Source organism: Escherichia sp. E4736, from assembly GCF_005781225.1.
In the GTDB taxonomy this organism is placed as follows: domain Bacteria; phylum Pseudomonadota; class Gammaproteobacteria; order Enterobacterales; family Enterobacteriaceae; genus Escherichia.
This window is the reverse complement of sequence record NZ_VATT01000034.1, coordinates 64,964-90,876: the sequence shown is the minus strand read 5'-3', so window position 1 is coordinate 90,876 and position 25,913 is coordinate 64,964. Positions and strand designations below refer to the sequence as shown.

The following is a 25,913-nucleotide window of genomic DNA, read 5'->3' as shown; positions in this document are numbered from 1 at the left end:
CAGGCGCATCAGCAAGGCGACCAGCAATCTCCATGCCGACCGGGGAGAACGAAGCCGGACGACGTTTGTGTGGGAAGGATTCCGGCTGATGCAGGAGACAACGTGGCAGGGAAAGCGGACATTCCTGTACGACGCGGAACAGCCGTACACGCCGGTGGCGGCCATCACCGCGCGCGGAGAGAGCCGGAAAATCTGGTATTACCACACGGACCTGACGGGCACGGTACAGGAGGTGACCGCGTCGGACGGGACGCTGGTGTGGGCGGGCTATCAGGCGGGATTTGGCGAAAACCGGGGCGACATCAGCAACAGCGGGGCGTACTTTGAACAGCCGCTGCGACTGCCGGGGCAGTACTTTGACGAAGAAACAGGACTGCATTACAATCTGTTCAGATATTATGCGCCGGAGTGCGGGCGGTTTATCAGCCAGGATCCGATAGGGCTGAGAGGCGGGCTGAACTTATATGCTTATGCGCCTAATCCTCTGGGGTGGATCGACCCGCAGGGATTAACAGGCACACCCCTTGAAAAAGGTGCTCCTCTTCCTGATGCAACTAAAGTTTATAGAATTAGTACCGACGGTTCTTATGGGTTTGATTTCAATCCTCGTGAAATAGACGCTATTAATAAAGGGAAGTTAAATCCTCCAGGAGTATCTGTTATCAGAGCTAATAGTGCTGACGACGCCATCAGAATATGGAATGAAGCATTTCCTAAAAGACCCGCGACAAGTGTTGGGGAGGTCAGTGCAGCGGACCTCAGAAAAATTGGATTTGATGTTATTCACGATCCGTCGGGAGGTAAGTTGGGGGAAAATCATGCAAGATTAATTCATCCAGAGGGTGTTGATGGTTTTAATGCCAACAAAGGGAAACTATCTGGTACTTTCAGAGGGTGTGGAGGATAAGGATGAAAGACTATATCATTTCATTTAGAGAGAATGAGAAATATGCTCTTATAGAATATAACAGGGTTGATAAGTTCGACTACTATTATGAAGGTGTTATTATAGAATCTTATTTTCCAGAAGAAATAATTTTCCTTATTGAAGAGCGCAATGGAATTATTGATGATATGGCAATATCTCTTTTGGATGAAATAGAGGAAAAATTGTATTCATATAACATTGGTTTAAAAGAAAGTGGCTCTATGATTTTTGATATTGAAATTATTGATGGGGATAAAATTTCATTTTTTACAAAATATCCATCAAGTCAGGGTTATTTAGATAGATATCCAGGGAGTCAATAACGTTCACTCAAAAGCCGGGTAAGAAATTAAACTTCCCGGCTTTTTTATTTAATTATCTTTCAGCACACTAAACATCCCGTTCCGTATCCCCTTAACCACCTGTTTAACCTGATAAAGCTCTTCCCGCAGTTCCTGCACCTCGCCACTGTCAGCGATGATGGTCAGGCACCCCTCCGAAATCTTCACCGTCACACCTCGCCCGGTATCAAATCCCGCCTCAGCCAGCCAGTCGCCTTTAAGGTGCTGGCTGGGATGCTGTGAATAATGCGTGGTCATGCCTGTTTTACGGTTCTGGTGGCAGACGCTGACATAGCCCACCTGATAGTGGCGCTGTGTTTTGGAAATGGTGACTTCTGGCGTAATATCGTGTTCAGCCATCATTAACTACCTCAGTTAGCTGCTTGCAGGGGCTTTCATAATCTTACCCCGACTCTCCCCGGCCCTAAACACAACCCCCACTCACCACAACCTAAACTCATCCGCATCCCGCCATGCCGGAAACTTTTCTCTATATTCCCTTAACACAGCCATCGACAGCTCCGCATCAATGCGCGTTGCCTGATGCGCGTCGGCAGTAGCGATAATCTCGCCCTGTGGATTAATCACCCGGCTGTCACCGCGATAATGACAGCCGTTGCCATCACTGCCGACGCGATTACATCCCGCCACATACGCCTGATTCTCAATCGCGCGGGCCGTCAGCAATGCCTGCCAGTGCAGAGAGCGCGGAGCAGGCCAGTTGGCGACGTACAGGGCGAGGTCGTAATCGTTGAGATTGCGCGACCACACCGGAAAACGTAAGTCGTAGCACACCAGCGGTAAAATACGCCAGCCGCGCCATTCCACAATCACTCGCGCATTGCCCGCTTTATAATGCAGATGCTCATCTGCCATTCGGAACAGATGACGCTTGTCATAAAAATGCACCTTGCCGTCAGGCTCAACCAGCAAAAATCGATTAACCGAACCAGACTCCGTTTGTAATGCAACACTGCCTGCAATCAGCGCATTGCACTGCTGCGCTTTGGCTGTCATCCAGTTCACTACGTCATCTTGTGCTAGCGACGAAGCTGCCGCTTCCATGGCAAAGCCGCTGGTAAACATCTCCGGTAGAACGATCACATCGCGCCCGGTAATACCTTCCAGTTGACGATCAAAATGGCGCAGGTTGGCAGGACCATCCATCCACACCAACGGTTGCTGCAAAAGCGTAATCTTCAAACCAGGCACGGTGTACAACTCCTTTATGCGAAGGGTTTTATAACTTTAACACCTTATCAGGCTATTACCTTACTGCGGAATAAATTGATAACAAATGCTGATATTGGAAATATCTGATTTGCAAATTATCGTGTTATCGCCAGGCTTTAGGAGGTTAATAACATGGGCAGGATAAGCTCGGGAGGAATGATGTTTAAGGCAATAACGACAGTCGCCGCTCTGGTCATCGCCACCAGTGCAATGGCGCAGGATGATTTAACTATTAGCAGCCTGGCAAAGGGCGAAACCACCAAAGCTGCGTTTAATCAGATGGTGCAAGGGCATAAGCTGCCTGCCTGGGTGGTGAAAGGCGGTACTTATACTCCCGCACAAACCGTGACATTGGGAGATGAGACGTATCAGGTGATGAGCGCGTGCAAACCGCATGACTGTGGCTCGCAACGTATCGCTGTGATGTGGTCCGAGAAATCTAATCAGATGACGGGGCTGTTCTCGACTATTGATGAGAAAACGTCGCAAGAGAAACTCACCTGGCTGAATGTGAACGATGCGCTTTCGATTGATGGTAAAACGGTGCTGTTCGCGGCGTTGACCGGCAGCCTGGAAAACCATCCGGATGGCTTTAATTTTAAATAATTAGCGGATAAAGAAACGGAGCCTTTCGGCTCCGTTATTCAATTACGCGGCTTCAACTTTCCGCACTTTCTCCGGTAACTTTACCGGCTTCGTCGCCAGCTCTTCCGGCTCAAAGTCATCAACGTTAATACTGCGCAGACGGCTTTCTTCCGCTTTCACCAGAATGGCGGCTTCATCTTTATCAATCAGCCCCTTCGCCAGCGCGTTGTGTGCCAGTTCATCCAGACGGGTAAACGGCAGGTTTTTACCCAGCTCTTTACAGATCCGCTGATGAATCGGGTCGGCGGCAATCACATCCACCAGCGCCTCTTCCAGTAAACCTACCGGGTTATGCTCGCTCGGCGTCAGGTACTGACCGCGCCCAATGCGGGAACGGGTGGCGTTCGGCACTTGTAAAATCTTCGCCACCTTATGATCCAGCTTGTCAGAAGGTGCCAGATAATGACGTCCGGTCGGGAAGATCACCACATTCAGCAGTCCGGCAACCACGCTGTTCGGGAAGTTTTGCAGTAAATCATCCATCGCCTGTTCAGCCTGATACAGCGCATCCTGTACGCCCCAGTGCACCAGCGGCAGGTCAGCTTCATTGCGGCCTTCATCGTCATAACGCTTCAGAACGGCAGAGGCAAGGTAAAGCTGACTTAAAATATCACCCAGACGTGCCGAGATACGTTCGCGACGTTTCAGGCTGCCGCCCAGCACCGCCATCGAGACATCAGAAAGCAGGGCGAGGTTGGCGCTCAGGCGGTTCAGGTGTTGATAGTAGCGTTTAGTGGCATCGCCGGTTGGCGTGCTGCTGGTTAAACCGCGCGTCAGGCCCAGCCAGAAGCTGCGAACTTTGTTGCTACCGACGTGACCGATATGTTTGAACAGCAGTTTATCGAACGCGTTAACGTCATTGTTCTTCGCTGCTTCCATCTCTTCCAGCACGTACGGATGGCAACGAATCGCCCCCTGGCCGAAGATCATCATGCTGCGGGTCAGAATGTTAGCCCCTTCAACGGTGATGGCAATCGGTGCGCCCTGGTAAGCACGGGCCAGGAAGTTGCTTTGCCCGAGCATAATGCCTTTACCGCCGGTAATATCCATCGCATCAATAATCGACTGCTGCCCGCGGTGGGTACAGTGATACTTGACGATAGCTGACAGCACGGCAGGTTTTTCACCGAGCATAATGCCGTAGGTAATCAGCGACGCCGCAGCATCCATCACGTAGGCATTACCGGCAATACGCGCCAGCGGCTCTTCAATCCCTTCCATCTTACCAATAGAGATTTTGAACTGACGGCGGATGTGCGCATACGCGCCCGTTGCCAGCGCTACTGATTTCACGCCGCCGGTTGAATTGGAAGGCAGGGTGATGCCGCGGCCTACCGAGAGACACTCCACCAGCATCCGCCAGCCTTGCCCGGCCATTTTCGGCCCGCCGATAATGTAATCGATCGGTACGAAGACATCTTTACCGCGCGTCGGTCCGTTCTGGAACGGTACGTTCAGCGGGAAGTGGCGACGACCAATTTCCACGCCCGGCGTGGTGGTCGGGATCAGCGCACAGGTAATACCTAAATCTTCTGCGCCACCCAGCAGTTTTTCCGGGTCGGAGAGCTTAAACGCCAGACCAAGCACGGTCGCAATGGGGGCCAGCGTAATGTAGCGTTTGTTCCAGGTCAGACGCATCCCCAGCACCTGCTGGCCCTGCCACTCGCCCATGCAGACAATCCCGGTGTCCGGAATCGCGCCCGCATCGGAACCCGCTTCCGGGCTGGTTAGCGCAAAGCAAGGGATCTCCTGACCACGCGCCAGACGTGGCAGATAGTGATCTTTCTGCTCATCAGTGCCGTAATGTTGCAGCAGCTCGCCCGGGCCTAATGAGTTCGGCACGCCGACGGTAATCGCCAGGATCCCGCTCACGCCGGAGAGTTTTTGCAGCACGCGAGACTGGGCATAAGCCGAGAACTCCAGTCCGCCGTACTCTTTTTTGATGATCATCGCGAAGAAACGATGCTCTTTCAGATACGCCCACAACTCCGGCGGCAGATCCGCCAGCTCATGAGTAATCTGGAAATCATTCGCCATCCGGCAGGCTTCTTCTACCGGGCCGTCGAGAAACGCTTGCTCTTCGGCAGTCAGGCGCGGCTGCGGATAGTTATGCAGCTTTTTCCAGTCTGGCTTGCCCTGGAACAAATCGCCTTCCCACCATGTGGTGCCTGCGTCGATCGCTTCTTTCTCAGTGCGCGACATTGGCGGCATCACTTTACGGAAACCGCGAAATACCGGCGCGGAAATCATCGACTTACGCATAGGCGCAAAGTTAAACGGCACAAGGATAATGGCCAGAGGCACCAGTACCCACGCCGACCACAGACCAGCAACGCCGAGGGCGGCTGTCCAGGCGAGCAAAATCAGACTGCTGATAAATAAGCTCACGCGGTGATAGAACAACGCGCCGAGCAGGACAACCGTAGCGAGAATACTCAAAATCATCATAACGAAAAGCCCCTTACTTGTAGGAGGTCCGACCACTTGTGATGATATGGTTGTAGTGGATGTAAAAACATTTAGCAATGTGTTTACAATATAATTACAACGAAGCTCACATTGTTGCTGTTTTTATCCGCACTTTGGGTCAAAAAGTCCTGGTCATTCCACCGCACTGGTCTTCTCGCTTTTGGTGGTATCCGGTACACTGCATTTTGTCTAATTCATTTATGCTGAAGGATATCCTCATGTACCAGGATCTTATTCGTAACGAACTGAACGAAGCGGCGGAAACGCTGGCTAACTTTTTAAAAGATGACGCCAATATTCACGCCATTCAGCGCGCGGCGGTCCTGTTAGCAGACAGCTTTAAAGCCGGTGGCAAGGTGCTTTCCTGTGGCAACGGCGGCTCCCATTGCGACGCCATGCACTTTGCAGAAGAACTGACCGGTCGTTACCGTGAAAACCGTCCGGGCTATCCGGCGATTGCCATTTCAGATGTCAGCCACATCACCTGTGTTGGCAACGATTTTGGTTTCAACGATATTTTCTCCCGCTACGTTGAAGCCGTAGGACGCGAAGGCGATGTGCTGCTGGGGATCTCCACCTCCGGTAACTCAGCAAACGTGATCAAAGCGATTGCGGCGGCGCGTGAGAAGGGGATGAAAGTGATCACCCTGACCGGTAAAGACGGCGGTAAAATGGCTGGCACAGCGGATATCGAAATTCGCGTTCCGCACTTTGGTTATGCCGACCGCATTCAGGAGATCCACATTAAAGTGATCCATATCCTGATCCAGTTGATTGAAAAAGAGATGGTTAAGTAAGTCTGGCGTAGGCCGGATAAGGCGTTTACGCCGCATCCGACCTGAAAATTCTTAAATCAATCTTCGCCGGGGGCCATGTGCTCCCGCTGTTGTGGAGGTTACCGATGTGCGAATTGCTCGGGATGAGCGCCAACGTCCCTACCGATATCTGCTTTAGTTTCACCGGGCTTGTGCAGCGTGGTGGTGGAACCGGGCCACATAAAGATGGCTGGGGCATCACCTTTTACGAAGGTAAAGGCTGTCGCACATTTAAAGATCCACAACCCAGCTTTAATTCCCCCATCGCCAAACTGGTCCAGGACTATCCGATAAAATCCTGTTCGGTTGTGGCTCATATTCGCCAGGCCAATCGGGGCGAGGTGGCACTGGAAAATACTCACCCGTTTACCCGCGAGTTATGGGGACGCAACTGGACGTACGCCCATAACGGGCAACTGACGGGCTACAAATCACTGGAAACCGGCAACTTCCGCCCAGTAGGTGAAACCGACAGCGAAAAAGCCTTCTGCTGGCTGCTGCATAAATTAACGCAGCGTTACCCGCGCACGCCGGGCAACATGGCAGCAGTGTTTAAATATATCGCCTCACTGGCGGACGAACTGCGGCAGAAGGGCGTTTTCAACATGCTGCTTTCGGATGGGCGCTATGTAATGGCGTATTGCTCGACTAATTTACACTGGATCACCCGCCGCGCGCCGTTTGGCGTGGCAACGTTGCTGGATCAGGATGTGGAAATCGACTTCAGCTCGCAGACCACACCGAATGATGTGGTCACGGTGATTGCGACACAGCCGCTGACGGGCAATGAAACCTGGCAAAAGATTATGCCAGGCGAATGGCGCTTATTTTGCCTCGGGGAGCGTGTAGTTTGATGCCAGCTGTGGTTGCACCACTTCGTGGCTCAACGGCTTGCTGACCACGTAACGCCCATTGACCACAGAAACGGTCGGTGGCTTACGGGTCTGTTCAAAGTAGTCATAGCCTGGCTTCAGTTGCTCCCAGAAGTCCTTAAAGTTGGAATATTTATGGCGCTTCATATTAGCGTCGGTCATGCGGAACGGGTAAATACTCACCTGCACGCTCGGCTGACCAAATACCAGCGCGCCAGTAACGAACTGGAAGATCTCATCAATACCCTGATTGGTCATTGCGTAGCAGCCGATGGAAACACAATCGCCGTGGATCATCAGGTATTTCCCTTCATAACCATGCGCACGGTCATAGGCATTGGGGAAACCAATATTAATCGCTTTGTAGTAACGGCTGTCTGGTTTTAACTGATTACGCTGAACGCTATAAAACCCTTCCGGACTTTTAAAATCGCCCTGACGCTGTTTGGGTCCTAACCCGCCGGAATATTTACAGATTTTATAACTGTCGAGCAGTTGATATTGCTCGCCCATTTTGACGTAGAGATCGAGCGTACGTTCTTCCTTGAAGATCTGGATGTAGACAGGGGATCCCATCAACTGCTGCTTATACTCTTTGCTCACTGGCGTGGTAGAGCTACTGCTGCCCAGCAAACCGGCGAATGAAACGCACGGGATCAACAACATCGCAAGAATTAATGCGATTTTACGCATACTGCTTATTCCTTGATAAAACGGTTACACACGCCAGGACGGCAAAATAGATCCCAAATCGGAATAGTCTGGATTTGGAAGGCTCACATTATCACCAAAAGAGTTTTACGCAAGCCTGTCGGCGTTGGGTTTACAAATTTAGCATAAGTGACGATTTTCAAAAGTCCGAAAAGCGCATGTAAAGCGGTTTATTTCTTATTTCCTAAGGTTATGAAACCTCGATAGTAATATGCAAATAAGCAATTAATAATCCCGCCTCTCCTTCCTTTCCTCTAATATTCTCATCTTCATTCAGCCGGTTTATATCCTCCATGTATTTGTTCTCTCACGACAGATTGCTGCGCCTGGGCGTGTTTTCTTTGTCCCTTTTGCTTCCTTTACTTGCCAGCGCCACCACATCACATATCTCTTTCAGCTACGCCGCCCGCCAGCGGATGCAAAACCGTGCGCGGGTACTCAAACTGTACCAGGCACATCTGAAAAAACAGGCCAGCTACATTGTGGAAGGCAATGCCGAAAGCAGAAGGGCGCTTCGCCAGCACAACCGTGAACAGATAAAACAGCACCCGGAGTGGTTCCCAGGCCCGCTGAAGCTGAGCGACCGACGCTGGCAGGCGCTGGCGGAAAACAACCACTTCTTAAGCAGCGACCATCTGCACAATATTACCGAAGTGGCGATTCACCGCCTGGAGCAGCAGCTTGGCAAGCCTTACGTCTGGGGCGGTACGCGGCCCGATCAAGGCTTCGACTGTAGCGGGTTGGTTTTTTATGCCTACAACAAGATCCTCGAGGCGAAGCTCCCGCGCACGGCTAATGAGATGTATCACTACCATCGGGCAACGATTGTGGCGAACAACGATTTGCGCCGGGGAGACTTGCTGTTTTTCCATATCCACAGCCGCGAGATTGCCGACCATATGGGCGTGTATCTGGGAGACGGGCAATTTATCGAGTCGCCACGCACGGGGGAAACCATACGAGTAAGCCGGTTAGCCGAACCTTTCTGGCAGGACCATTTTTTGGGCGCGCGGCGGATTTTGACGGAAGAGACGATTTTGTAAATGGAGAATACTGACGATCAGGCAAAAAATCGGATGCCATATGGCATCCGACCTGTTTACATCTGGGATGAAAACTCACGTTCTAATACATCAACAATAAGCTGATTTTTTGAAATGGAATGTTGTCTGGCGACAATGGTCAGCCGTGAATCGATGTGATGAGGAACACGAAGCGTCAGGCGTTTTTGCTCTTCTTCTTCACGAAAAGGGGCAATGCCGTCCTCTTCACAATCCGCCATCCACTCATCCAGCGCACTTTCACCTTCCCGGTACAATGCCTCAATGCTTGTCGCTACAAAGTCGCAATAACCATTTACATTGAGGAATTTGCCGCGAAATGCGTTGATATCAGCTTCAAATGTTACTGCAGCCGGTTGACCTTTAATGGTGATAATGTTTGATGCTTTATTCATAATCTACCCCTACACAGTTAACAAACCACTCCTTAAGACCTGTTACTGCGCCTTTATCCATCACATTCTTTGGATGTGGCTCATGAGTACTGAATTTGGTCGTACCAATCTGAAATTTCCTTCTGGAACCATTGTTATTTTTTATTGTTCCACCCACCGCTTTAATGAGTGCAACAACATCATCCCATTTAATTCCAGATTTTGGCGGCTCCGTCATTACATCGTCGAATGTTTTTCTATGACGAGAGCCTAGCGCGCTGACCTTAATCATACTATCAATCCATGACGTCATTGTATGGTGTCATCGTAGTCTGTTTGCAGTGTGACGTCAATCAATGGTGTCAGATGGTGCAAAGCATGGAAAAGAATCCCCAATCAACTCAACGCTCCCATAATCTTCAACTCCAGCTCATCCGGCACTTCGTTATACGACAGCACATGCAGCCCTGGCGCAAACAACCTTGCATAGCGCGCCAGCAAAGGACGCAACTGCGGCGGCACCAACAGTACCGGGTCTTTCCCCGCCGCTTTCATCTGCTCTTTTACCTGCGGCATCGTGCTCTGGAACTGGTTGAGCATATTTGGGTCCACTGGCACGCTATCAAGCATCACTTTGCCGGCCTGTTGCGCCTGATTCACCACGTTGGTCAGCAGATTTTCCAGTTCATTATTCAGCGTATATACCGTCAGCTCCTGCTTGCGAACGAACGGATGGGTGATGCTGCGCCGCAGCGCCAGGCGCACATCAGCTGCCAGCAGAATATGATCTTTGGTCACCGTGCTACTGGCGACCAGCACGGTGGCGATGGTGACGATATCGCGCAGGGAAACGCCTTCGGTAAGCAGCGCGCGATACACTTTTAGCAACTGGCTGTAATTGAGCGCCGCGCTTAAATCCTCCGCCAGGCGCGGTGCCATCGACGACAAACGGTTATGTAGCTGCGTAATATCATCATAGTTAAACAAATCAGGAATATAGCTGCGCACAATCTTATTCACATGGGTAGCAATCACGCTGGCGCTGTCGATCACCTGATATCCCATATTCAGCGCCTTCGCTTTCTGCGCAGGCTGGATCCAGGTGACCGGCATCCCGTACGCCGGGTCGTTCCCCAGCACGCCGTCAATCTCACCGTAGGTTTCGCTGGAGGGCAGGGCCATCAGTTTATCCGCCGGAATATCCGCTTCATCAGCCTTAATGCCGTTGATGAAAATAGCGTACTGGCTCGGCTTAAGGCGGAAGTTTTCCCGAATGCGGATCTCCGGCAGCAGCACGCCGTTGCCGTCGGATATCACCTGCCTTACGCCGCGAATCCGCTGGGTGAGCGGGTTACCCTGCGCTTTATCCACCAGCGCCACCAGCTTGTAGCCGAGGCTTAAACTGATGGGCTCGATCAGCGGAATGGTTTCCCAACTGACCTGTTGCTCGCTGGTTTCGGTGATGGTGCGGGTCAGCGTTTCGAGGCTTTTCTCTTCCGCCTCCGCCGCCTGCGGGCGTTTGCTCATTCGCCAGCCGGTAAAGCCCAGCAGAGCGCTGAACAGCAAAAACGGCAGGTGCGGCATTCCCGGCACCACCGCCAGCACAAACATAATCCCGGTGGCGGTGTAGAGCACAGACGGGCTTGCCAGCAGCTGGTGGCGCACGTCATGGGCAATATCGCCGTTGTCGCTGACGCGGGTGACGATTATCGCCGCCGCGGTGGAGAGCAGCAGGGAAGGGATCTGCGCCACCAGGCCGTCACCAATGGTCATCAGCACATATTGCTGGAAGGCGGCATCGGCGCTCAGGTTGTATTTAAAGATCCCGATGCAGACACCGCCGATCAGGTTGATCGCCAGAATCATCATCCCGGCGATGGCGTCCCCGCGTACAAACTTCGATGCCCCGTCCATCGCGCCGTAGAAATCAGCCTCGCTGGCAACATCTTTACGCCGCGTTTGTGCCTGCGCCTGGTTGATCAACCCGGCGTTAAGATCGGCGTCAATCGCCATCTGTTTGCCGGGCATCGCGTCTAAGGTAAAGCGGGCAGAAACCTCGGAAATACGCTCGGCCCCTTTGGTGACGACGATAAAGTTGATTGTCAACAGCGTCAGTAAATCCGAGCGTGAAAGCATTATCGCCGCGCTGCACGGGCAGTCGATTTTCAATGGCGGCGGGCTGTCGCCGTTAAATAAAATTAGCCCGTCTCATCCGCCAAAACCTGCCACCGTGGCGGTGCCGGAAGAGACGGAGAAAAAAGTGCGCGACGTTAACGAGAAAACGGCGCTGCTGAAGAAGAAATCTGCCACCGAGCTTGGCGAGCTGGCAACCAGTATTAACACCATCGCCCGTGATGCGCATATGGAAGCGAATCTGGAGATGGAGATTGTTCCCCAGGGATTACGCGTGCTGATTAAAGACGACCAGAACCGCAATATGTTTGAACGTGGCAGCGCGAAGATTATGCCGTTCTTTAAAACGCTGCTGGTGGAACTCGCGCCAGTGTTCGACTCGCTCGATAACAAAATTATTATTACCGGGCATACTGATGCGATGGCCTACAAAAACAATATCTACAACAACTGGAACCTTTCGGGCGATCGCGCGCTTTCGGCTCGTCGGGTGCTGGAAGAGGCCGGAATGCCGGAAGATAAAGTGATGCAGGTGAGCGCAATGGCGGACCAGATGCTGCTGGACGCCAAAAATCCGCAAAGCGCGGGTAATCGGCGCATCGAGATTATGGTGCTGACTAAAAGCGCGTCCGATACGCTGTATCAATACTTTGGTCAGCATGGGGATAAAGTGGTGCAGCCGCTGGTGCAAAAGCTGGATAAGCAGCAGGTGCTTTCGCAGCGAACGCGTTAAATGCTGAATCTTTACGCATTTCTCAAACCCTGAAATCACTGTATACTTTACCAGTGTTGAGAGGTGAGTAATGCGTAAAATCATTCATGTGGATATGGACTGCTTTTTCGCAGCGGTGGAGATGCGCGACAATCCCGCCCTGCGCGATATCCCTATTGCTATTGGCGGCAGCCGCGAACGTCGGGGGGTGATCAGCACTGCCAATTATCCCGCGCGTAAATTCGGCGTACGCAGCGCTATGCCGACAGGGATGGCGCTCAAATTATGCCCGCATCTCACCTTGCTTCCGGGGCGCTTTGACGCCTACAAAGAAGCCTCGAATCATATCCGCGAAATTTTCTCGCGTTACACTTCGCGCATTGAACCACTGTCGCTGGATGAAGCCTATCTCGACGTCACCGATAGTGTCCATTGCCATGGTTCTGCGACCCTCATCGCCCAGGAAATCCGCCAGACGATTTTCAACGAGCTGCACCTGACGGCGTCTGCGGGCGTTGCGCCAGTTAAGTTTCTCGCCAAAATCGCCTCCGACATGAATAAACCCAACGGCCAGTTTGTGATTACTCCGGCAGAAGTTCCGGCATTTCTGCAAACCTTACCGCTGGCAAAAATCCCCGGCGTCGGCAAAGTCTCGGCGGCAAAACTGGAAGCGATGGGGCTGCGGACCTGCGGTGATGTGCAAAAGTGTGAGCTGGTGATTCTGCTTAAACGCTTTGGCAAATTTGGCCGCATTTTGTGGGAGCGTAGTCAGGGGATTGACGAGCGCGACGTTAACAGCGAACGGTTGCGAAAATCCGTCGGCGTGGAACGCACGATGGCGGAAGATATTCATCACTGGTCTGAATGTGAAGCGATTATCGAGCGGCTGTATCCGGAACTTGAACGCCGTCTGGCAAAGGTAAAACCTAATTTACTGATTGCTCGCCAGGGGGTGAAATTAAAGTTCGACGATTTTCAGCAAACAACTCAGGAGCACGTCTGGCCGCGGCTGAATAAAGCTGACTTAATCGCCACCGCGCGTAAAACCTGGGATGAACGTCGCGGCGGGCGCGGTGTGCGACTGGTGGGGCTGCATGTGACGTTGCTTGACCCTCAAATGGAAAGACAACTGGTGTTGGGATTATAATGTATACTATTATGTATATTATAGTGTGCATTATTATGAGGGGAACACTGTATGCATCGAATTCTCGCTGAAAAATCGGTCAATATCACTGAGTTACGTAAAAATCCAGCAAAATACTTTATTGATCAACCGGTTGCGGTTCTTTCTAATAATCGCCCCGCAGGATATCTCTTAAGTGCCAGCGCATTTGAAGCATTAATGGACATGCTTGCTGAACAAGAGGAGAAAAAACCAGTGAAGGCGCGCTTCCGTCCGAGTGCTGCAAGATTAGAGGAAATTACACGCCGCGCTGAACAATATCTTAATGATATGACGGATGATGATTTCAATGACTTTAAGGAATAAGGATGCGGGTATTCAAAACAAAACTTATTCGCCTGCAACTTACAGCAGAGGAACTTGATGCGTTAACGGCGGATTTTATTTCCTATAAGCGTGACGGTGTTTTGCCAGATATATTTGGTCGCGATGCACTCTACGACGACTCGTTTACCTGGCCATTAATTAAATTTGAGCGAGTTGCTCATATTCATCTGGCAAATGAGAATAACCCATTTCCGCCACAGTTGCGCCAATTCAGCAGAACGAATGACGAAGCGCATTTGGTATATTGTCAGGGTGCGTTTGATGAGCAAGCATGGTTGCTCATTGCCATTTTGAAACCTGAACCTCATAAACTGGCTCGAGATAACAACCAAATGCATAAAATTGGGAAAATGGCAGAAGCGTTTCGCATGCGTTTTTGAATTTATATTATGAATAACATACAAATAAGAGACTATCAGCCTGGCGATTTTCAGCACATATGCGCTATTTTTATTAGAGCGGTTACGATGACCGCCAGTCAGCACTATTCTCCACAACAAATTGCCGCCTGGGCGCAGATTGACGAATCTCGCTGGAAGGAGAAACTCGCGAAATCACAAGTGCGGGTTGCAGTCATTAATGCACAACCGGTTGGTTTTATTTCCCGCATTGAACATTATATCGATATGTTATTTGTTGACCCTGAATACACCCGCCGTGGAGTTGCCAGCGCTTTGTTAAAACCTTTGATTAAGTCTGAATCTGAACTTACGGCGGACGCCAGCATAACCGCAAAACCCTTTTTTGAACGTTATGGTTTTCAGACAGTTAAGCAGCAGCGCGTTGAATGCCGGGGAGCGTGGTTTACTAATTTTTATATGCGATATAAACCGCAACATTAAATCCAGCTTGCAATGAAAATAACGCCCGCCATTCAGTGGATTTGCCCGAGTCCGTATCGGCCTCATCATGGGCGCAAAAACTGGTTTCTGGGCATTGGGCGTTTTACCGCTAATGAGCAGGAACAATCGGATGCAATCCGTTATGAGACGCTGCGTTCGTCGGGGCCGGGCGGTCAATATGTCAATAAAACCGACTCGGCGGTGCGCGCCACGCATCTGGCATCCGGTATTAGCGTGAAGGTTCAGTCAGAGCGCAGCCAGCATGCGAACAAATGGCTGGCGCGATTGCTGATTGCCTGGAAGCTGGAACAACAGCAACAGGAAAATAGCGCGGCGCTGAAATCGCAGCGGCGAATGTTCCATCACCAGATTGAACGTGGCAACCCGCGACGAACGTTTACAGGGATGGCTTTTATCGCTGTGTAATTGAGGAATGTCTCCCGCCGTTTTCTAGATGAAAGCGGCGGGCAAAACGAAAGGAATAGTCATGTTTATCGGTCATCTTCCGGCTGGTTATTTAATAACTTGTACTTTAATGAAACGTTTGCCGCTGATTGCTCGTCATGCGCGCTGGGCGATGGTTATTGGCTTAGTTGGGGACGTTGCGCCCGATTTTGCTCTTTTCTGGTGCTATCTGGTTGATAACGGGCAACGACATCATCATCTTTACCCTACACATTGGCCATTATTATGGTTTGCTCTGCTGGCGGCGACATTGGTATGGGCAGGTATCGCGAAGAATAAAAAATTCTTCTGACTTCAGGCGGCGTAACATGTTTCCTGGGGAAATTCTCCCGTGGTTAAATATGTTCTTCTGACTTTTCCCCAGGCTCTGAACATATAAAAATTCTGTTTTTCACCCTTAAGTTCTTTCACGGATTCCAGCGCGAGATTTTCTTTGGTGATTAGAAATTTCCCCCAAGAAATATGATCGCAGCTATATAAATATGCGACCTTTTCATAGGTTTCATAATGCTTTGTTATTTCAATGTAAATCGCCATGCGATTCAGCCCTTCTTTCCTGAGGTGAATGGTCGTTATTTTAATGCCTGCCGAATGAGTTTTTCGAACGTTGGATTAAAGTGATTCTGATGAGCGGTTATGAAGGGCATCAGAAGGGTTCCCAGTGCGAGCATACCCGGCGGCGCAAACATGAAAATCAGAGCTTCCTGGATGGCTGACTGTTGCAGGGGGGATGTTATTAAGGCTGATATCAGAGAGAAGACACCTGCTATGACAGAAAATGTGCCTATTATCAGAACTACTGTGAACCATAACGACATAAACGCCAGGTTGGTATATACGCCTTCAAGTATTACCCCCGAAGGTGTTTCTTGCCAGGAACCACGGAACGTCGTTGTATGGCTTCTTCCCCAATACCAGGTCGTATGCGAGATAGTCAATTGCTCATGACCAATCTTACCTTTCATTTCATCGTCGTCATCAATAGCGTTGATTAATTGCCGACGGGCTTCATCAATGGAATATGGCGTTGAACAGGAAAAGGTTTCGAGAGACGGATACCAGATACGGTGTAATTTTTTAGGGATCATTGTTCATCCTTGAACAGTCCACGCCCGCAGGCGTGGACGCAATCGTTATTACTTCGCCGGAATTTCTTTCAGCAGTTCAGTCAGAAGCCGCCAGTAATGACCTACGCTTTCGATGTGAACTTGTTCATCCGGAGAATGTGGACCGGTGATTGTTGGCCCGATAGAAACCATGTCCATTTCCGGATACGGTTTTTTGAACAGACCACATTCCAGGCCCGCATGGATAATCTGGATGTTCGGCGTCTTGTTGAACAGACGCTGATAGGTTTCACGTACCAGATGCATCACCGGAGAATTAGCGTCCGGCTGCCAGCCAGGATATGCGCCTTTCGCTTCGGTTTTCGCGCCTGCCAGTTTACCCAGCGAATCCAGCATGCTCACCACGTAGTCTTTACCGCTGTCGATCAGAGAACGGATCAGGCAGTGAATTTCTACGTTGTTGTCGGTCATGGTCACCACACCGACGTTCAGGGAGGTTTCAACCACGCCTTTGGCTACATCGGAGTTACGAATCACACCGTTCGGGGTGGCGTTCAGCAGACGAATAAAGGTATCGCGAGATTTCGCAATCAGGGCAGCTTTATCGTTCGCTACAGAGTCCAGCAACAAGGCCAGATTCTTCTCTTTTTCTGCCAGTTCGTTTTTCAGGATGTCCTGATAGGTATTCACCAGAGATTTCAGTGCGTCGACTTTATCAGCTGCGACAGCAATGGTCGCAAAGGCTTCACGCGGGATGGCGTTACGCAGTGTGCCGCCGTTGAAATCAATAAGACGCAGATCCAGTTCTTCTGCATGACCTGCCAGGAAGCGAACCAGCAGTTTGTTCGCGTTACCCAGGCCAACGTGGATTTCGCCACCAGAGTGACCGCCTTTCAGACCTTTTAAGGTTAACTTGAAGGTTTCAAAGCCAGCTGGAACCGCTTCACGATCTAAATGCAGGTTGGAGGTGAAGTCGATACCCCCCGCACATCCCATGTAGATTTCACCTTCTTCTTCGGAGTCGGTGTTAATCAGAATGTCAGCCTGCAACCAGTTGCTTTGTAAACCGAACGCGCCGTCCATACCGGCTTCTTCGGTCATAGTCAGCAGCACTTCCAGCGGGCCATGAACCACGTTTTCGTCAGCCAGAACCGCCAGTGCAGACGCCATACCAATGCCGTTATCTGCACCCAGCGTGGTGCCGCGCGCTTTAACCCATTCGCCATCAATATAAGGCTGGATAGGATCTTTGGTGAAGTCGTGCACGGTGTCGTTGTTTTTTTGCGGCACCATATCGAGGTGAGCCTGCAGGACAACCGGTTTACGGTTTTCCATACCTGCGGTGGCAGGTTTACGAATCAGGATATTCCCCACTTGATCGCGTTCGACGTGGAAACCTTTTTCTTTTGCCCAACCTACAATGTATTCAGCGAGTTGCTCTTCATGATAGGACGGGTGAGGAATAGAACAGATTTTTGCAAAAATATCCCACAGCGGCTGTGGAGATAATTGAGACAGTTCAGACACGTTAAGTCTCCTTGTCGATCACCCGCAAAACAGTATTGCAGGTCACAGGGTTAGCAGAAAATGTTGTCAGCACAAGTCAGGCTTGCGAGATATGTTTGAGAATACCACTTTATCTAGCGACAGGTAGTAGCAGTGCGTAAAAAGACGCGGACTTATGTGAAATACTGGTTTTTAGTGCGCCAGATCTCTATAATCTCGCGCAACCTATTTTCCCCTCGAACGCTTTTTAAGCCGTAGATAAACAGGCTGGGACACTTCACATGAGCGAAAAATACATCGTCACCTGGGACATGTTGCAGATCCATGCACGTAAACTCGCAAGCCGACTGATGCCTTCTGAACAATGGAAAGGCATTATTGCCGTAAGCCGTGGCGGTCTGGTACCGGGTGCGTTACTGGCGCGTGAACTGGGTATTCGTCATGTCGATACCGTATGTATTTCCAGCTACGATCACGACAACCAGCGCGAACTGAAAGTACTGAAACGCGCAGAAGGTGACGGTGAAGGCTTTATCGTCATTGATGACCTGGTAGATACCGGTGGTACTGCGGTTGCGATTCGTGAAATGTATCCTAAAGCACACTTTGTGACTATCTTCGCGAAACCGGCTGGTCGCCCGCTGGTTGATGATTATGTGGTTGATATCCCACAAGATACCTGGATTGAGCAACCGTGGGATATGGGCGTCGTATTCGTCCCGCCAATCTCCGGTCGCTAATCTTTTCAACGCCTGGCACTGCCGGGCGTTGTTCTTTTTAACGTCAGGCAGGTTACAATAGCTTCCAGTAAGTATTCCTGGAGGTTGCATCCATGACACAGGCTAACCTGAGCGAAACCCTGTTCAAACCCCGCTTTAAACATCCTGAAACCTCGACGCTAGTCCGCCGTTTTAACCACGGTGCGCAACCGTCGGTGCAGTCGGCCCTTGATGGCAAAAATATTCCTCATTGGTATCGCATGATTAACCGCCTGATGTGGATCTGGCGCGGTGTTGATCCGCGTGAAATCCTCGACGTTCAGGCGCGCATTGTGATGAGCGATGCTGAACGCACCGACAATGATTTATACGATACGGTGATTGGCTACCGTGGCGGCAACTGGATTTACGAGTGGGCCACCCAGGCGATGGTGTGGCAACAGAAAGCCTGTGCGGAAGAAGATCCGCAACTCAGCGGGCGTCACTGGCTGCACGCAGCTACGTTGTACAATATTGCCGCCTATCCGCACTTGAAGGGCGATGATCTGGCTGAACAGGTACAGGCGTTGTCAAATCGCGCGTATGAAGAAGCTGCGCAACGTCTGCCTGGAACAATGCGGCAAATGGAGTTTACCGTTCCGGGGGGCGCGCCCATCACTGGCTTTTTGCATATGCCAAAAGGTGATGGTCCATTCCCGACAGTATTAATGTGTGGTGGTCTGGATGCGATGCAAACCGACTATTACTCCCTTTATGAGCGCTATTTTGCACCGCGCGGCATTGCGATGCTGACTATTGATATGCCTTCAGTCGGTTTTTCCTCAAAATGGAAACTCACCCAGGATTCCAGCCTGCTGCACCAACATGTCTTAAAGGCGCTGCCTAACGTTCCATGGGTAGATCACACTCGCGTTGCCGCCTTTGGTTTTCGTTTCGGTGCTAACGTTGCTGTACGCCTGGCTTATCTCGAGGCATCACGTTTGAAAGCGGTGGCCTGTCTTGGCCCGGTGGTTCACACCTTGCTGAGTGATTTTAAGTGCCAGCAACAAGTGCCGGAAATGTATCTTGACGTTCTGGCGAGCCGACTGGGAATGCATGATGCTTCTGATGAAGCATTGCGTGTTGAGCTGAATCGCTATTCATTAAAAGTGCAAGGATTGCTGGGACGTCGTTGCCCAACGCCAATGTTATCAGGGTACTGGAAGAACGATCCGTTCAGCCCGGAAGAGGATTCACGCTTAATCACGTCGTCATCTGCGGATGGTAAATTGTTAGAGATTCCGCTTAACCCCGTGTATCGGAATTTTGACAAGGCGCTTCAGGAAATCACCAACTGGATCGAAAAGCGATTGTGTTAAAAATTTGCTAAATTTTGTCAATTTGGTAAAACAGTTGCATCACAACAGGAGATCGCAATGACGTTACCGAGTGGACACCCGAAAAGCAGATTGATCAAAAAATTTACCGCACTAGGCCCGTATATTCGTGAAGGTAAGTGCGAAGATAATCGATTCTTTTTCGATTGTCTGGCTGTATGCGTCAACGTGAAACCCGCGCCGGAAGTGCGTGAGTTCTGGGGCTGGTGGATGGAACTGGAAGCGCAGGAATCCCGTTTTACATACAGCTATCAGTTTGGTCTGTTCGATAAAGCAGGCGACTGGACGAGTGTTCCGGTAAAAGATGCCGAAGTGGTAGAGCGGCTGGAGTATACCTTGCGTGAGTTTCACGAGAAGCTGCGTGAACTGTTGGTGACGTTGAATCTGAAACTGGAACCGGCGGATGATTTTCGTGACGAGCCGGTGAAGTTAACGGCGTGAATGAAATGTGCCGGATGTGATGTTTACGCATCTATTCCGGCCTGAAATATTGGTTTTCGTAGGCCGGATAAGGCGTTCACGCCGCATCCGGCAATATTCATTAAAACTGATAGGTCATGCCAACCGCGACAATATCATCATTGTTGATATTCAGCTTATTATCGCTATCCAGCTGATTGATTTTATAATCAACAAACGCTGACATATTTTTGTTGAAATAATACGTAGCACCGACATCGATGTAATTGACCAGATCTTCATCGCCGATGCCTTCAATATCTTTCCCTTTCGATAAGACGTAACCCAGTGATGGACGCAGACCAAAGTCGAATTGATATTGTGCGACCGCTTCAAAGTTCTGCGTCTTATTGGCAAAGCCGCCAGAGATTGGCGTCATTTTGCGCGTTTCAGAATAGAAAGTTGCCAGATAAATATTATTAGCATCATATTTCAGACCTGTTGCCCATGCTTCTGCACGCTTGCCTGTGCCACGGCTTTGCAGGTTCTGCTCGTTGGTGCGATCGGAGTTGGTATAGGCCCCACTGATGGCGAAATCGCTGCCGCCAAAGTCATAGGTTAACGAGGTGCCGAAGCCATCGCCATTCTGCTTTTTCACATCGCGGTTTTCGTTTTTTCCTTGATATTGCAAGGTTAAATTCAAGCCATCGATAACGCCGAAAAAGTCGGTGTTACGATAAGTCGCCAGCCCGCTGGCGCGTTTGGTCATAAAGTTATCGGTCTGTGCGGAGGAGTCGCCACCAAATTCCGGGAACATATCGGTCCAGGCTTCCACGTCATACAACGCGCCCAGGTTACGACCATAATCGAAAGAACCCAAATCTTTATATTTCAACCCGGCAAAAGCGAGTCGCGTTTTTTGCTGTGCGGTATCACTCTCCGCTTTATTTCCGGCAAACTCTGCTTCCCAACGCCCATAACCAGTCAGTTGATCGTTAATTTGTGTTTCGCCTTTAAAGCCAAAACGGATATAACTCTGGTCGCCATCTTTACTGTCATTATCACTCATATAATGCATGGCTTTAACTTTGCCATAGACATCCAGTTTATTACCGTCTTTGTTATATACTTCTGCGGCCTGTACGGATGCAGATGCCACAATACCCATCACCACTAATGCCAGAGTGCTCTTTTTCATTTTCTTTCCTGATTTTAATTTACGCGCGAATATTCAGCGGGAGAGTCCCGTTGAAAACAGGAAAGTTTTTAACCTGAGATTGTTAAAGATATATTACAGCTTAATAATATTCTTAAAATGTGCTAATTTATTAAATCTGTAATAAAAGCGTAAACAACTGCCGTTACGCTTGCTGATCCCGCGCAACAAAACGCTATGCTTTGCTCGCAGATGGTTGGCAACCGACGACAGTCCTGCTAAAACGTTCGTTTGATATCATTTTTCCTAAAATTGAATGGCAGAGAATCATGAGTGACAGCCAGACGCTGGTGGTAAAACTCGGCACCAGTGTGCTAACAGGTGGATCGCGCCGCCTGAACCGTGCCCATATCGTTGAACTTGTTCGCCAGTGCGCGCAGTTACATGCCGCCGGGCATCGGATAGTCATTGTGACGTCGGGCGCGATTGCCGCCGGACGTGAGCACCTGGGTTACCCGGAACTGCCAGCGACTATTGCCTCAAAACAACTGCTGGCGGCGGTAGGGCAGAGTCGACTGATTCAACTGTGGGAACAGCTGTTTTCGATTTATGGCATTCACGTCGGGCAGATGCTGCTGACTCGTGCTGATATGGAAGACCGTGAACGCTTCCTGAACGCCCGCGACACCCTGCGTGCGCTGCTCGATAACAACATCGTTCCAGTAATTAATGAGAACGATGCTGTCGCTACGGCAGAAATTAAAGTTGGTGACAACGACAACCTTTCTGCTCTGGCGGCGATTCTGGCGGGTGCCGATAAACTGTTGCTGCTGACCGATCAAAAAGGTTTGTATACCGCTGACCCGCGCAGCAATCCGCAGGCAGAACTGATTAAAGATGTTTACGGCATTGATGACGCACTGCGCGCGATTGCCGGTGATAGCGTTTCAGGTCTTGGAACCGGCGGCATGAGCACTAAATTGCAGGCCGCTGACGTGGCTTGCCGTGCGGGTATCGACACCATTATTGCCGCGGGCAGCAAGCCGGGCGTCATTGGTGATGTGATGGAAGGTATTTCCGTCGGTACGCTGTTCCATGCCCAGGCGACTCCGCTTGAAAACCGTAAACGCTGGATTTTCGGTGCGCCGCCGGCGGGTGAAATCACGGTAGATGAAGGGGCAACCGCCGCCATTCTTGAACGCGGCAGCTCCCTGTTGCCGAAAGGCATTAAGAGCGTGACTGGCAATTTCTCGCGTGGTGAAGTCATCCGCATTTGCAACCTTGAAGGCCGCGATATCGCCCACGGCGTCAGTCGTTACAACAGCGATGCATTGCGCCGCATTGCCGGACACCACTCGCAAGAAATTGATGCAATACTGGGATATGAATACGGCCCGGTAGCCGTTCACCGTGATGACATGATTACCCGTTAAGGAGCAGGCCGATGCTGGAACAAATGGGCATTGCCGCGAAGCAAGCCTCGTATAAATTAGCACAACTCTCCAGCCGCGAAAAAAATCGCGTGCTGGAAAAAATCGCCGATGAACTGGAAGCACAAAGCGAAATCATTCTCAACGCTAACGCGCAGGATGTTGCTGACGCGCGTGCCAACGGCCTTAGCGAAGCGATGCTTGACCGTCTGGCACTGACGCCCGCACGGCTGAAAGGCATTGCCGATGATGTGCGCCAGGTGTGTAACCTCGCCGATCCGGTGGGGCAGGTAATCGATGGCGGCATGCTGGACAGCGGCCTGCGTCTGGAGCGTCGTCGCGTGCCGCTGGGGGTGATTGGCGTGATTTATGAAGCGCGCCCGAACGTGACGGTCGATGTTGCTTCGCTGTGCCTGAAAACGGGTAACGCGGTGATCCTGCGTGGCGGCAAAGAAACCTGCCGCACTAACGCTGCAACGGTGGCGGTGATTCAGGACGCCCTGAAATCCTGCGGTTTACCGGCAGGTGCAGTACAGGCAATTGATAATCCTGACCGCGCGTTGGTCAGTGAAATGCTGCGTATGGATAAATACATCGACATGCTGATCCCGCGCGGCGGCGCTGGTCTGCATAAGCTATGCCGCGAACAGTCGACAATCCCGGTGATCACAGGCGGTATAGGCGTATGCCATATTTACGTTGATGAAAGTGCAGAGATCGCTGAAGCCCTGAAAGTAATCGTCAACGCGAAAACTCAGCGTCCGAGCACATGTAATACGGTAGAAACGTTGCTGGTGAATAAAAACATCGCCGATAGCTTCCTGCCCGCATTAAGCAAACAAATGGCGGAAAGCAGCGTGACATTACACGCAGATGCTGCCGCAATGGCACAGTTGCAGCCAGGCCCTGCGAAGGTGGTTGCTGTTAAAGCCGAAGAGTATGACGATGAGTTTCTGTCATTAGATTTGAACGTTAAAATCGTCAGCGATCTGGACGACGCCATTGCCCATATTCGCGAGCATGGCACGCAACACTCCGATGCGATCCTGACCCGCGATATGCGCAACGCCCAGCGTTTTGTTAACGAAGTGGATTCCTCCGCTGTTTACGTTAACGCCTCTACGCGTTTTACCGACGGCGGCCAGTTTGGTCTGGGCGCGGAAGTCGCGGTAAGCACGCAAAAACTGCACGCGCGCGGCCCAATGGGGCTGGAAGCACTGACCACCTACAAGTGGATCGGCATTGGTGATTACACCATTCGTGCGTAAATAAAATCGGGTGATGCAAAAGTAGCCATTTGATTCACAAGGCCATTGACGCATCGCCCGGTTAGTTTTAACCTTGTCCACCGTGATTCACGTTCGTGAACATGTCCTTTCAGGGCCGATATAGCTCAGTTGGTAGAGCAGCGCATTCGTAATGCGAAGGTCGTAGGTTCGACTCCTATTATCGGCACCATTAAATCAATTAGTTACGATTAACACCCCTCTTTGTCTGCATCATGAATTTTTTCGTGTAACTGCATGTGTAAGTAATTTTCGTAAACGTACATCAACAATAGAACATCCGTATATCTGATTGGTTCAGTCTTGTTGATTTTTTCATCTTGATGAAACGATGTTCCAGATATTGATGTCGGACATTTTTAGTGATATGCACGAAATGTTAAGCTGCTATTCTTGCTTAGGCAGCAAGAATAGCAGCTTAACAGGCCTATACAGGAGGCGGTTTGGAAACGGAAAATCTAGCACATTTAGGGTGTTATTTAACCAATCCTACATCAGAAATCCTTTTTCAATACCAACACACAGTAGTAAAGCGTTGTCTTGATCAGATGATTCAAGTTGTGAACTTCTCTAAATAAAAGCAGTGACTTACGAATGAATTCAATGAACGTAATTTCTTGTGCTTTCTCTCTATTCATCCCTTCTTTGAAAGGGTAATACGTGATGACCTGAGTAGACTCCTTGTACTCATATTTGTAATGGGCTATCCCGTTTCTTAGTCGATTATCAATTGCCGTTTCATCAATCTTGTAGAAGCATTTATCAATAAACTGGAGTTTGGTTCCCAGGTCGGCATCGGCAAAAGCATTCAATGAAACAGCCTCCCGGCGCGGCTCATTCCTTCTCGTCACTTTCAAAGAGGGTTCAAATTCATTGTGATCACCGCGATGCAGAAGATTGTTAAGCCCCGCCAATAAGATCAACTGCCTAGAAAACACTTCTGCTAAGTCTTTATAAAAGTTGTTACAGGTATCAAAATCTGTTGTTGAAATCCTTGCAGCAACCGGGTTGTACTCCCCCTCTTTAACGTAGTCATAAAAGAACGTCGCGCGAAATGGCAGATCTAACTCGATGATTTTAGGGTAAAGACTAAGGCAGTCTTGATGCAGATTTTGGAGGAAATTATTTGCCAGAATCTCATCAATATAAGCGACAGTTTTGTCATGATGATGCGCGTGAAGCCATTGATAAAGACCAGGTAGTTCATTAGAAAGCTCTTCGTTTTGCTCATGAATAGTAAAAGGGGATGACATGATTGAAGTAGCTGAGTACAACGCGGCCAATACGTCTTGTTTTTTATGAGAACGCAATGTAACCCCGGGTATCTTGTTGCAGATCCCATCTAACTTATCGATGTCGCCACGTTTGTACTGGGTAATAATGCGCTGCAAGTCTCTTTGCATCGGAAGAAGGCGATTCAATACCTCAAGGCGTTGAGCAAGATGATAATATGCGTCTTCACCAAGTTCACTGACAACCCGTATGAATGTCGTTTTCCCCATTTCGTACTTGCCAAAGTAGGCAGGGAAATCTAGATGCAAATCGACAAATGGGTTTTCCCCTTTAAATGGCCCATCAAAATCAACAATGTCCTCTGCCCCTTTTAACGTTCCATCCGGATGGCCAATAATGAAAGAAATACATTCCTCACATACCGGGCAAGCAAACTGAAATGGTTGTACTTCTCTGTTGGACATGCCAATCCTGCAATCGATCAATGTACCGCAGGTATCGCATTTGAAGCATTTGCAGATGTTCATCCTTCCTCACCTTCATCTTTCTGATTAGGCTGTAATTCTACCTTACTGCAACTATGCTTTCACGACGTGAGGCCTGACTTACCTAGGGGCGGTTTAGAGA

Annotated in this window: 28 protein-coding genes, 1 tRNA gene and 2 pseudogenes; 19 read left to right on the top strand and 12 right to left on the bottom strand. The window is 50.2% G+C overall.

From position 1 onward, the window contains the following. On the top strand, positions 1-907 hold a 907-nt coding region (locus tag FEK46_RS23800), incomplete at its 5' end, for an RHS repeat-associated core domain-containing protein (RefSeq protein WP_240731136.1). 2 nt (positions 908-909) lie between these two features. After that, positions 910-1,251, top strand: a complete 342-nt coding sequence (locus FEK46_RS19210) for a hypothetical protein (protein ID WP_135560135.1) — start codon at positions 910-912, stop codon at positions 1,249-1,251. Between the two features lie 48 nt (positions 1,252-1,299). Here FEK46_RS19210 and FEK46_RS19205 read toward each other — a convergent pair whose 3' ends face one another. Together FEK46_RS19205 and yafV are read right to left on the bottom strand one after the other, a co-directional pair. Beyond that, positions 1,300-1,629: a SymE family type I addiction module toxin gene (locus tag FEK46_RS19205; RefSeq protein ID WP_138194797.1), complete on the bottom strand. Its 330-nt coding sequence runs from the start codon at positions 1,627-1,629 to the stop codon at positions 1,300-1,302. 81 nt (positions 1,630-1,710) lie between these two features. After that, positions 1,711-2,481, bottom strand: coding sequence for a 2-oxoglutaramate amidase (yafV, locus tag FEK46_RS19200; RefSeq protein WP_135494426.1), 771 nt, complete (start codon positions 2,479-2,481; stop codon positions 1,711-1,713). A 180-nt stretch (positions 2,482-2,661) separates the two neighbouring features. Here yafV and ivy point away from each other — a divergent pair, with 180 nt between their 5' ends. Then, on the top strand, positions 2,662-3,108 hold the full coding sequence (gene ivy, locus FEK46_RS19195; RefSeq protein WP_205712940.1) for an Ivy family C-type lysozyme inhibitor: 447 nt from the start codon (positions 2,662-2,664) through the stop codon (positions 3,106-3,108). Between the two features lie 42 nt (positions 3,109-3,150). Here the strand turns inward: ivy and fadE are convergent, their stop codons facing one another. Further along, positions 3,151-5,595: an acyl-CoA dehydrogenase FadE gene (gene fadE, locus FEK46_RS19190; protein WP_135560137.1), complete on the bottom strand. Its 2,445-nt coding sequence runs from the start codon at positions 5,593-5,595 to the stop codon at positions 3,151-3,153. Positions 5,596-5,834: 239 nt separating this feature from the next. Here fadE and lpcA point away from each other — a divergent pair, with 239 nt between their 5' ends. Together lpcA and FEK46_RS19180 are read left to right on the top strand one after the other, a co-directional pair. Beyond that, positions 5,835-6,413, top strand: coding sequence for a D-sedoheptulose 7-phosphate isomerase (lpcA, locus tag FEK46_RS19185; protein ID WP_016159301.1), 579 nt, complete (start codon positions 5,835-5,837; stop codon positions 6,411-6,413). A 104-nt stretch (positions 6,414-6,517) separates the two neighbouring features. Then, positions 6,518-7,285: a class II glutamine amidotransferase gene (locus FEK46_RS19180; RefSeq protein WP_000333380.1), complete on the top strand. Its 768-nt coding sequence runs from the start codon at positions 6,518-6,520 to the stop codon at positions 7,283-7,285. Here the strand turns inward: FEK46_RS19180 and dpaA are convergent. Beyond that, positions 7,256-7,996 carry a peptidoglycan meso-diaminopimelic acid protein amidase gene (dpaA, locus tag FEK46_RS19175; RefSeq protein ID WP_001225679.1) on the bottom strand — a complete coding sequence of 247 codons (741 nt, stop codon included), beginning with the start codon at positions 7,994-7,996 and terminating at the stop codon, positions 7,256-7,258. The two genes, FEK46_RS19180 and dpaA, sit on opposite strands and share 30 nt — an antisense overlap. Positions 7,997-8,307: 311 nt before the next feature. Here dpaA and FEK46_RS19170 point away from each other — a divergent pair, with 311 nt between their 5' ends. Continuing rightward, entirely contained in the window at positions 8,308-9,057 is a 750-nt protein-coding gene (locus FEK46_RS19170; protein ID WP_135490823.1) for a C40 family peptidase, read from the top strand. A gap of 56 nt (positions 9,058-9,113) precedes the next feature. Here FEK46_RS19170 and FEK46_RS19165 read toward each other — a convergent pair whose 3' ends face one another. From FEK46_RS19165 to FEK46_RS19155, 3 genes and pseudogenes are all read right to left on the bottom strand, one after another. Continuing rightward, a complete protein-coding gene (locus FEK46_RS19165; protein WP_130209693.1) occupies positions 9,114-9,470 on the bottom strand; it encodes a type II toxin-antitoxin system HicB family antitoxin in 357 nt (118 codons plus the stop codon). Continuing rightward, positions 9,463-9,741 (bottom strand): type II toxin-antitoxin system HicA family toxin, encoded by a 279-nt coding sequence (locus FEK46_RS19160; RefSeq protein ID WP_130209691.1) that lies wholly within the window; start codon positions 9,739-9,741, stop codon positions 9,463-9,465. Before FEK46_RS19160 ends, FEK46_RS19165 begins: the two co-directional genes overlap by 8 nt. Before the next feature lie 104 nt (positions 9,742-9,845). Continuing rightward, a pseudogene (locus FEK46_RS19155) lies at positions 9,846-11,558 on the bottom strand (flagellar biosynthesis protein FlhA); the annotation flags it as partial. Between FEK46_RS19155 and lafU the strand changes: the two are divergent. From lafU to FEK46_RS19120, 7 genes and pseudogenes are all read left to right on the top strand, one after another. Further along, complete coding sequence (gene lafU, locus FEK46_RS19150) at positions 11,530-12,315, top strand: putative lateral flagellar export/assembly protein LafU (protein WP_165383296.1); 786 nt, start codon at positions 11,530-11,532, stop codon at positions 12,313-12,315. The pseudogene FEK46_RS19155 and the gene lafU overlap by 29 nt on opposite strands. 70 nt (positions 12,316-12,385) lie before the next feature. Next, positions 12,386-13,441 (top strand): DNA polymerase IV, encoded by a 1,056-nt coding sequence (dinB, locus tag FEK46_RS19145; RefSeq protein WP_135560138.1) that lies wholly within the window; start codon positions 12,386-12,388, stop codon positions 13,439-13,441. 51 nt (positions 13,442-13,492) lie between these two features. Further along, a complete protein-coding gene (yafN, locus tag FEK46_RS19140; RefSeq protein WP_135560139.1) occupies positions 13,493-13,786 on the top strand; it encodes a type I toxin-antitoxin system antitoxin YafN in 294 nt (97 codons plus the stop codon). A 2-nt stretch (positions 13,787-13,788) separates the two neighbouring features. Continuing rightward, entirely contained in the window at positions 13,789-14,187 is a 399-nt protein-coding gene (gene yafO / locus FEK46_RS19135; RefSeq protein WP_001263489.1) for a type II toxin-antitoxin system mRNA interferase toxin YafO, read from the top strand. Positions 14,188-14,196: 9 nt separating this feature from the next. After that, positions 14,197-14,649 (top strand): GNAT family N-acetyltransferase, encoded by a 453-nt coding sequence (locus FEK46_RS19130; RefSeq protein ID WP_135560140.1) that lies wholly within the window; start codon positions 14,197-14,199, stop codon positions 14,647-14,649. Positions 14,650-14,661: 12 nt separating this feature from the next. Next, entirely contained in the window at positions 14,662-15,075 is a 414-nt protein-coding gene (prfH, locus tag FEK46_RS19125; RefSeq protein WP_276608988.1) for a peptide chain release factor H, read from the top strand. A 61-nt stretch (positions 15,076-15,136) separates the two neighbouring features. Beyond that, positions 15,137-15,394 (top strand): annotated as a pseudogene (locus tag FEK46_RS19120) (metal-dependent hydrolase); the annotation flags it as partial. 14 nt (positions 15,395-15,408) lie between these two features. Here the strand turns inward: FEK46_RS19120 and FEK46_RS19115 are convergent. From FEK46_RS19115 to pepD, 3 genes are read right to left on the bottom strand one after another with little or no spacing between them, the layout of a single operon-like run. Beyond that, positions 15,409-15,651: a hypothetical protein gene (locus FEK46_RS19115; RefSeq protein ID WP_135406108.1), complete on the bottom strand. Its 243-nt coding sequence runs from the start codon at positions 15,649-15,651 to the stop codon at positions 15,409-15,411. Positions 15,652-15,686: 35 nt separating this feature from the next. Beyond that, positions 15,687-16,202, bottom strand: a complete 516-nt coding sequence (locus tag FEK46_RS19110) for a hypothetical protein (RefSeq protein ID WP_135560141.1) — start codon at positions 16,200-16,202, stop codon at positions 15,687-15,689. A gap of 48 nt (positions 16,203-16,250) precedes the next feature. Continuing rightward, positions 16,251-17,708, bottom strand: coding sequence for a cytosol nonspecific dipeptidase (gene pepD / locus FEK46_RS19105; RefSeq protein WP_135409524.1), 1,458 nt, complete (start codon positions 17,706-17,708; stop codon positions 16,251-16,253). Positions 17,709-17,968: 260 nt separating this feature from the next. On the opposite strand from pepD, the gene gpt reads away from it, so the two are divergent. The 3 genes from gpt (at position 17,969) to crl (ending at position 20,223) form a co-directional block, all read left to right on the top strand. Further along, entirely contained in the window at positions 17,969-18,427 is a 459-nt protein-coding gene (gene gpt / locus FEK46_RS19100; RefSeq protein ID WP_001291990.1) for a xanthine phosphoribosyltransferase, read from the top strand. 92 nt (positions 18,428-18,519) lie between these two features. After that, positions 18,520-19,764: an esterase FrsA gene (gene frsA, locus FEK46_RS19095; protein WP_130209677.1), complete on the top strand. Its 1,245-nt coding sequence runs from the start codon at positions 18,520-18,522 to the stop codon at positions 19,762-19,764. A 57-nt stretch (positions 19,765-19,821) separates the two neighbouring features. Beyond that, the gene (crl, locus tag FEK46_RS19090) at positions 19,822-20,223 is read left to right on the top strand and encodes a sigma factor-binding protein Crl (protein WP_130209675.1); all 402 of its coding nucleotides are present in this window, start codon (positions 19,822-19,824) and stop codon (positions 20,221-20,223) included. 100 nt (positions 20,224-20,323) lie between these two features. Here the strand turns inward: crl and phoE are convergent, their stop codons facing one another. Further along, positions 20,324-21,379, bottom strand: coding sequence for a phosphoporin PhoE (gene phoE, locus FEK46_RS19085; RefSeq protein ID WP_062883175.1), 1,056 nt, complete (start codon positions 21,377-21,379; stop codon positions 20,324-20,326). Positions 21,380-21,666: 287 nt separating this feature from the next. Between phoE and proB the strand changes: the two genes are divergently transcribed. From proB to FEK46_RS19070, 3 genes are all read left to right on the top strand, one after another. After that, entirely contained in the window at positions 21,667-22,770 is a 1,104-nt protein-coding gene (proB, locus tag FEK46_RS19080) for a glutamate 5-kinase (RefSeq protein WP_001285288.1), read from the top strand. Between the two features lie 11 nt (positions 22,771-22,781). Continuing rightward, complete coding sequence (gene proA, locus FEK46_RS19075; RefSeq protein WP_135560142.1) at positions 22,782-24,035, top strand: glutamate-5-semialdehyde dehydrogenase; 1,254 nt, start codon at positions 22,782-22,784, stop codon at positions 24,033-24,035. Between the two features lie 114 nt (positions 24,036-24,149). Further along, positions 24,150-24,225: transfer RNA gene (locus FEK46_RS19070), tRNA-Thr, on the top strand. A 322-nt stretch (positions 24,226-24,547) separates the two neighbouring features. Here FEK46_RS19070 and FEK46_RS19065 read toward each other — a convergent pair. After that, on the bottom strand, positions 24,548-25,750 hold the full coding sequence (locus FEK46_RS19065; RefSeq protein ID WP_112880236.1) for a hypothetical protein: 1,203 nt from the start codon (positions 25,748-25,750) through the stop codon (positions 24,548-24,550). Positions 25,751-25,913 lie beyond the last annotated feature (163 nt).

Coding starts and splice junctions, on each gene's coding strand:
- FEK46_RS19210 (WP_135560135.1), top strand. CDS start 910: ATGAAAGACTATATCATTTCATTTAGAGAGAATGAGAAATATGCTCTT.
- FEK46_RS19205 (WP_138194797.1), bottom strand. CDS start 1,629: ATGGCTGAACACGATATTACGCCAGAAGTCACCATTTCCAAAACACAG.
- ivy (WP_205712940.1), top strand. CDS start 2,662: ATGTTTAAGGCAATAACGACAGTCGCCGCTCTGGTCATCGCCACCAGT.
- fadE (WP_135560137.1), bottom strand. CDS start 5,595: ATGATGATTTTGAGTATTCTCGCTACGGTTGTCCTGCTCGGCGCGTTG.
- lpcA (WP_016159301.1), top strand. CDS start 5,835: ATGTACCAGGATCTTATTCGTAACGAACTGAACGAAGCGGCGGAAACG.
- FEK46_RS19180 (WP_000333380.1), top strand. CDS start 6,518: ATGTGCGAATTGCTCGGGATGAGCGCCAACGTCCCTACCGATATCTGC.
- dpaA (WP_001225679.1), bottom strand. CDS start 7,996: ATGCGTAAAATCGCATTAATTCTTGCGATGTTGTTGATCCCGTGCGTT.
- FEK46_RS19170 (WP_135490823.1), top strand. CDS start 8,308: ATGTATTTGTTCTCTCACGACAGATTGCTGCGCCTGGGCGTGTTTTCT.
- FEK46_RS19165 (WP_130209693.1), bottom strand. CDS start 9,470: ATGAATAAAGCATCAAACATTATCACCATTAAAGGTCAACCGGCTGCA.
- FEK46_RS19160 (WP_130209691.1), bottom strand. CDS start 9,741: ATGATTAAGGTCAGCGCGCTAGGCTCTCGTCATAGAAAAACATTCGAC.
- dinB (WP_135560138.1), top strand. CDS start 12,386: ATGCGTAAAATCATTCATGTGGATATGGACTGCTTTTTCGCAGCGGTG.
- yafN (WP_135560139.1), top strand. CDS start 13,493: ATGCATCGAATTCTCGCTGAAAAATCGGTCAATATCACTGAGTTACGT.
- yafO (WP_001263489.1), top strand. CDS start 13,789: ATGCGGGTATTCAAAACAAAACTTATTCGCCTGCAACTTACAGCAGAG.
- FEK46_RS19130 (WP_135560140.1), top strand. CDS start 14,197: ATGAATAACATACAAATAAGAGACTATCAGCCTGGCGATTTTCAGCAC.
- prfH (WP_276608988.1), top strand. CDS start 14,662: ATGAAAATAACGCCCGCCATTCAGTGGATTTGCCCGAGTCCGTATCGG.
- FEK46_RS19115 (WP_135406108.1), bottom strand. CDS start 15,651: ATGGCGATTTACATTGAAATAACAAAGCATTATGAAACCTATGAAAAG.
- FEK46_RS19110 (WP_135560141.1), bottom strand. CDS start 16,202: ATGATCCCTAAAAAATTACACCGTATCTGGTATCCGTCTCTCGAAACC.
- gpt (WP_001291990.1), top strand. CDS start 17,969: ATGAGCGAAAAATACATCGTCACCTGGGACATGTTGCAGATCCATGCA.
- frsA (WP_130209677.1), top strand. CDS start 18,520: ATGACACAGGCTAACCTGAGCGAAACCCTGTTCAAACCCCGCTTTAAA.
- crl (WP_130209675.1), top strand. CDS start 19,822: ATGACGTTACCGAGTGGACACCCGAAAAGCAGATTGATCAAAAAATTT.
- phoE (WP_062883175.1), bottom strand. CDS start 21,379: ATGAAAAAGAGCACTCTGGCATTAGTGGTGATGGGTATTGTGGCATCT.
- proB (WP_001285288.1), top strand. CDS start 21,667: ATGAGTGACAGCCAGACGCTGGTGGTAAAACTCGGCACCAGTGTGCTA.
- proA (WP_135560142.1), top strand. CDS start 22,782: ATGCTGGAACAAATGGGCATTGCCGCGAAGCAAGCCTCGTATAAATTA.
- FEK46_RS19065 (WP_112880236.1), bottom strand. CDS start 25,750: ATGTCCAACAGAGAAGTACAACCATTTCAGTTTGCTTGCCCGGTATGT.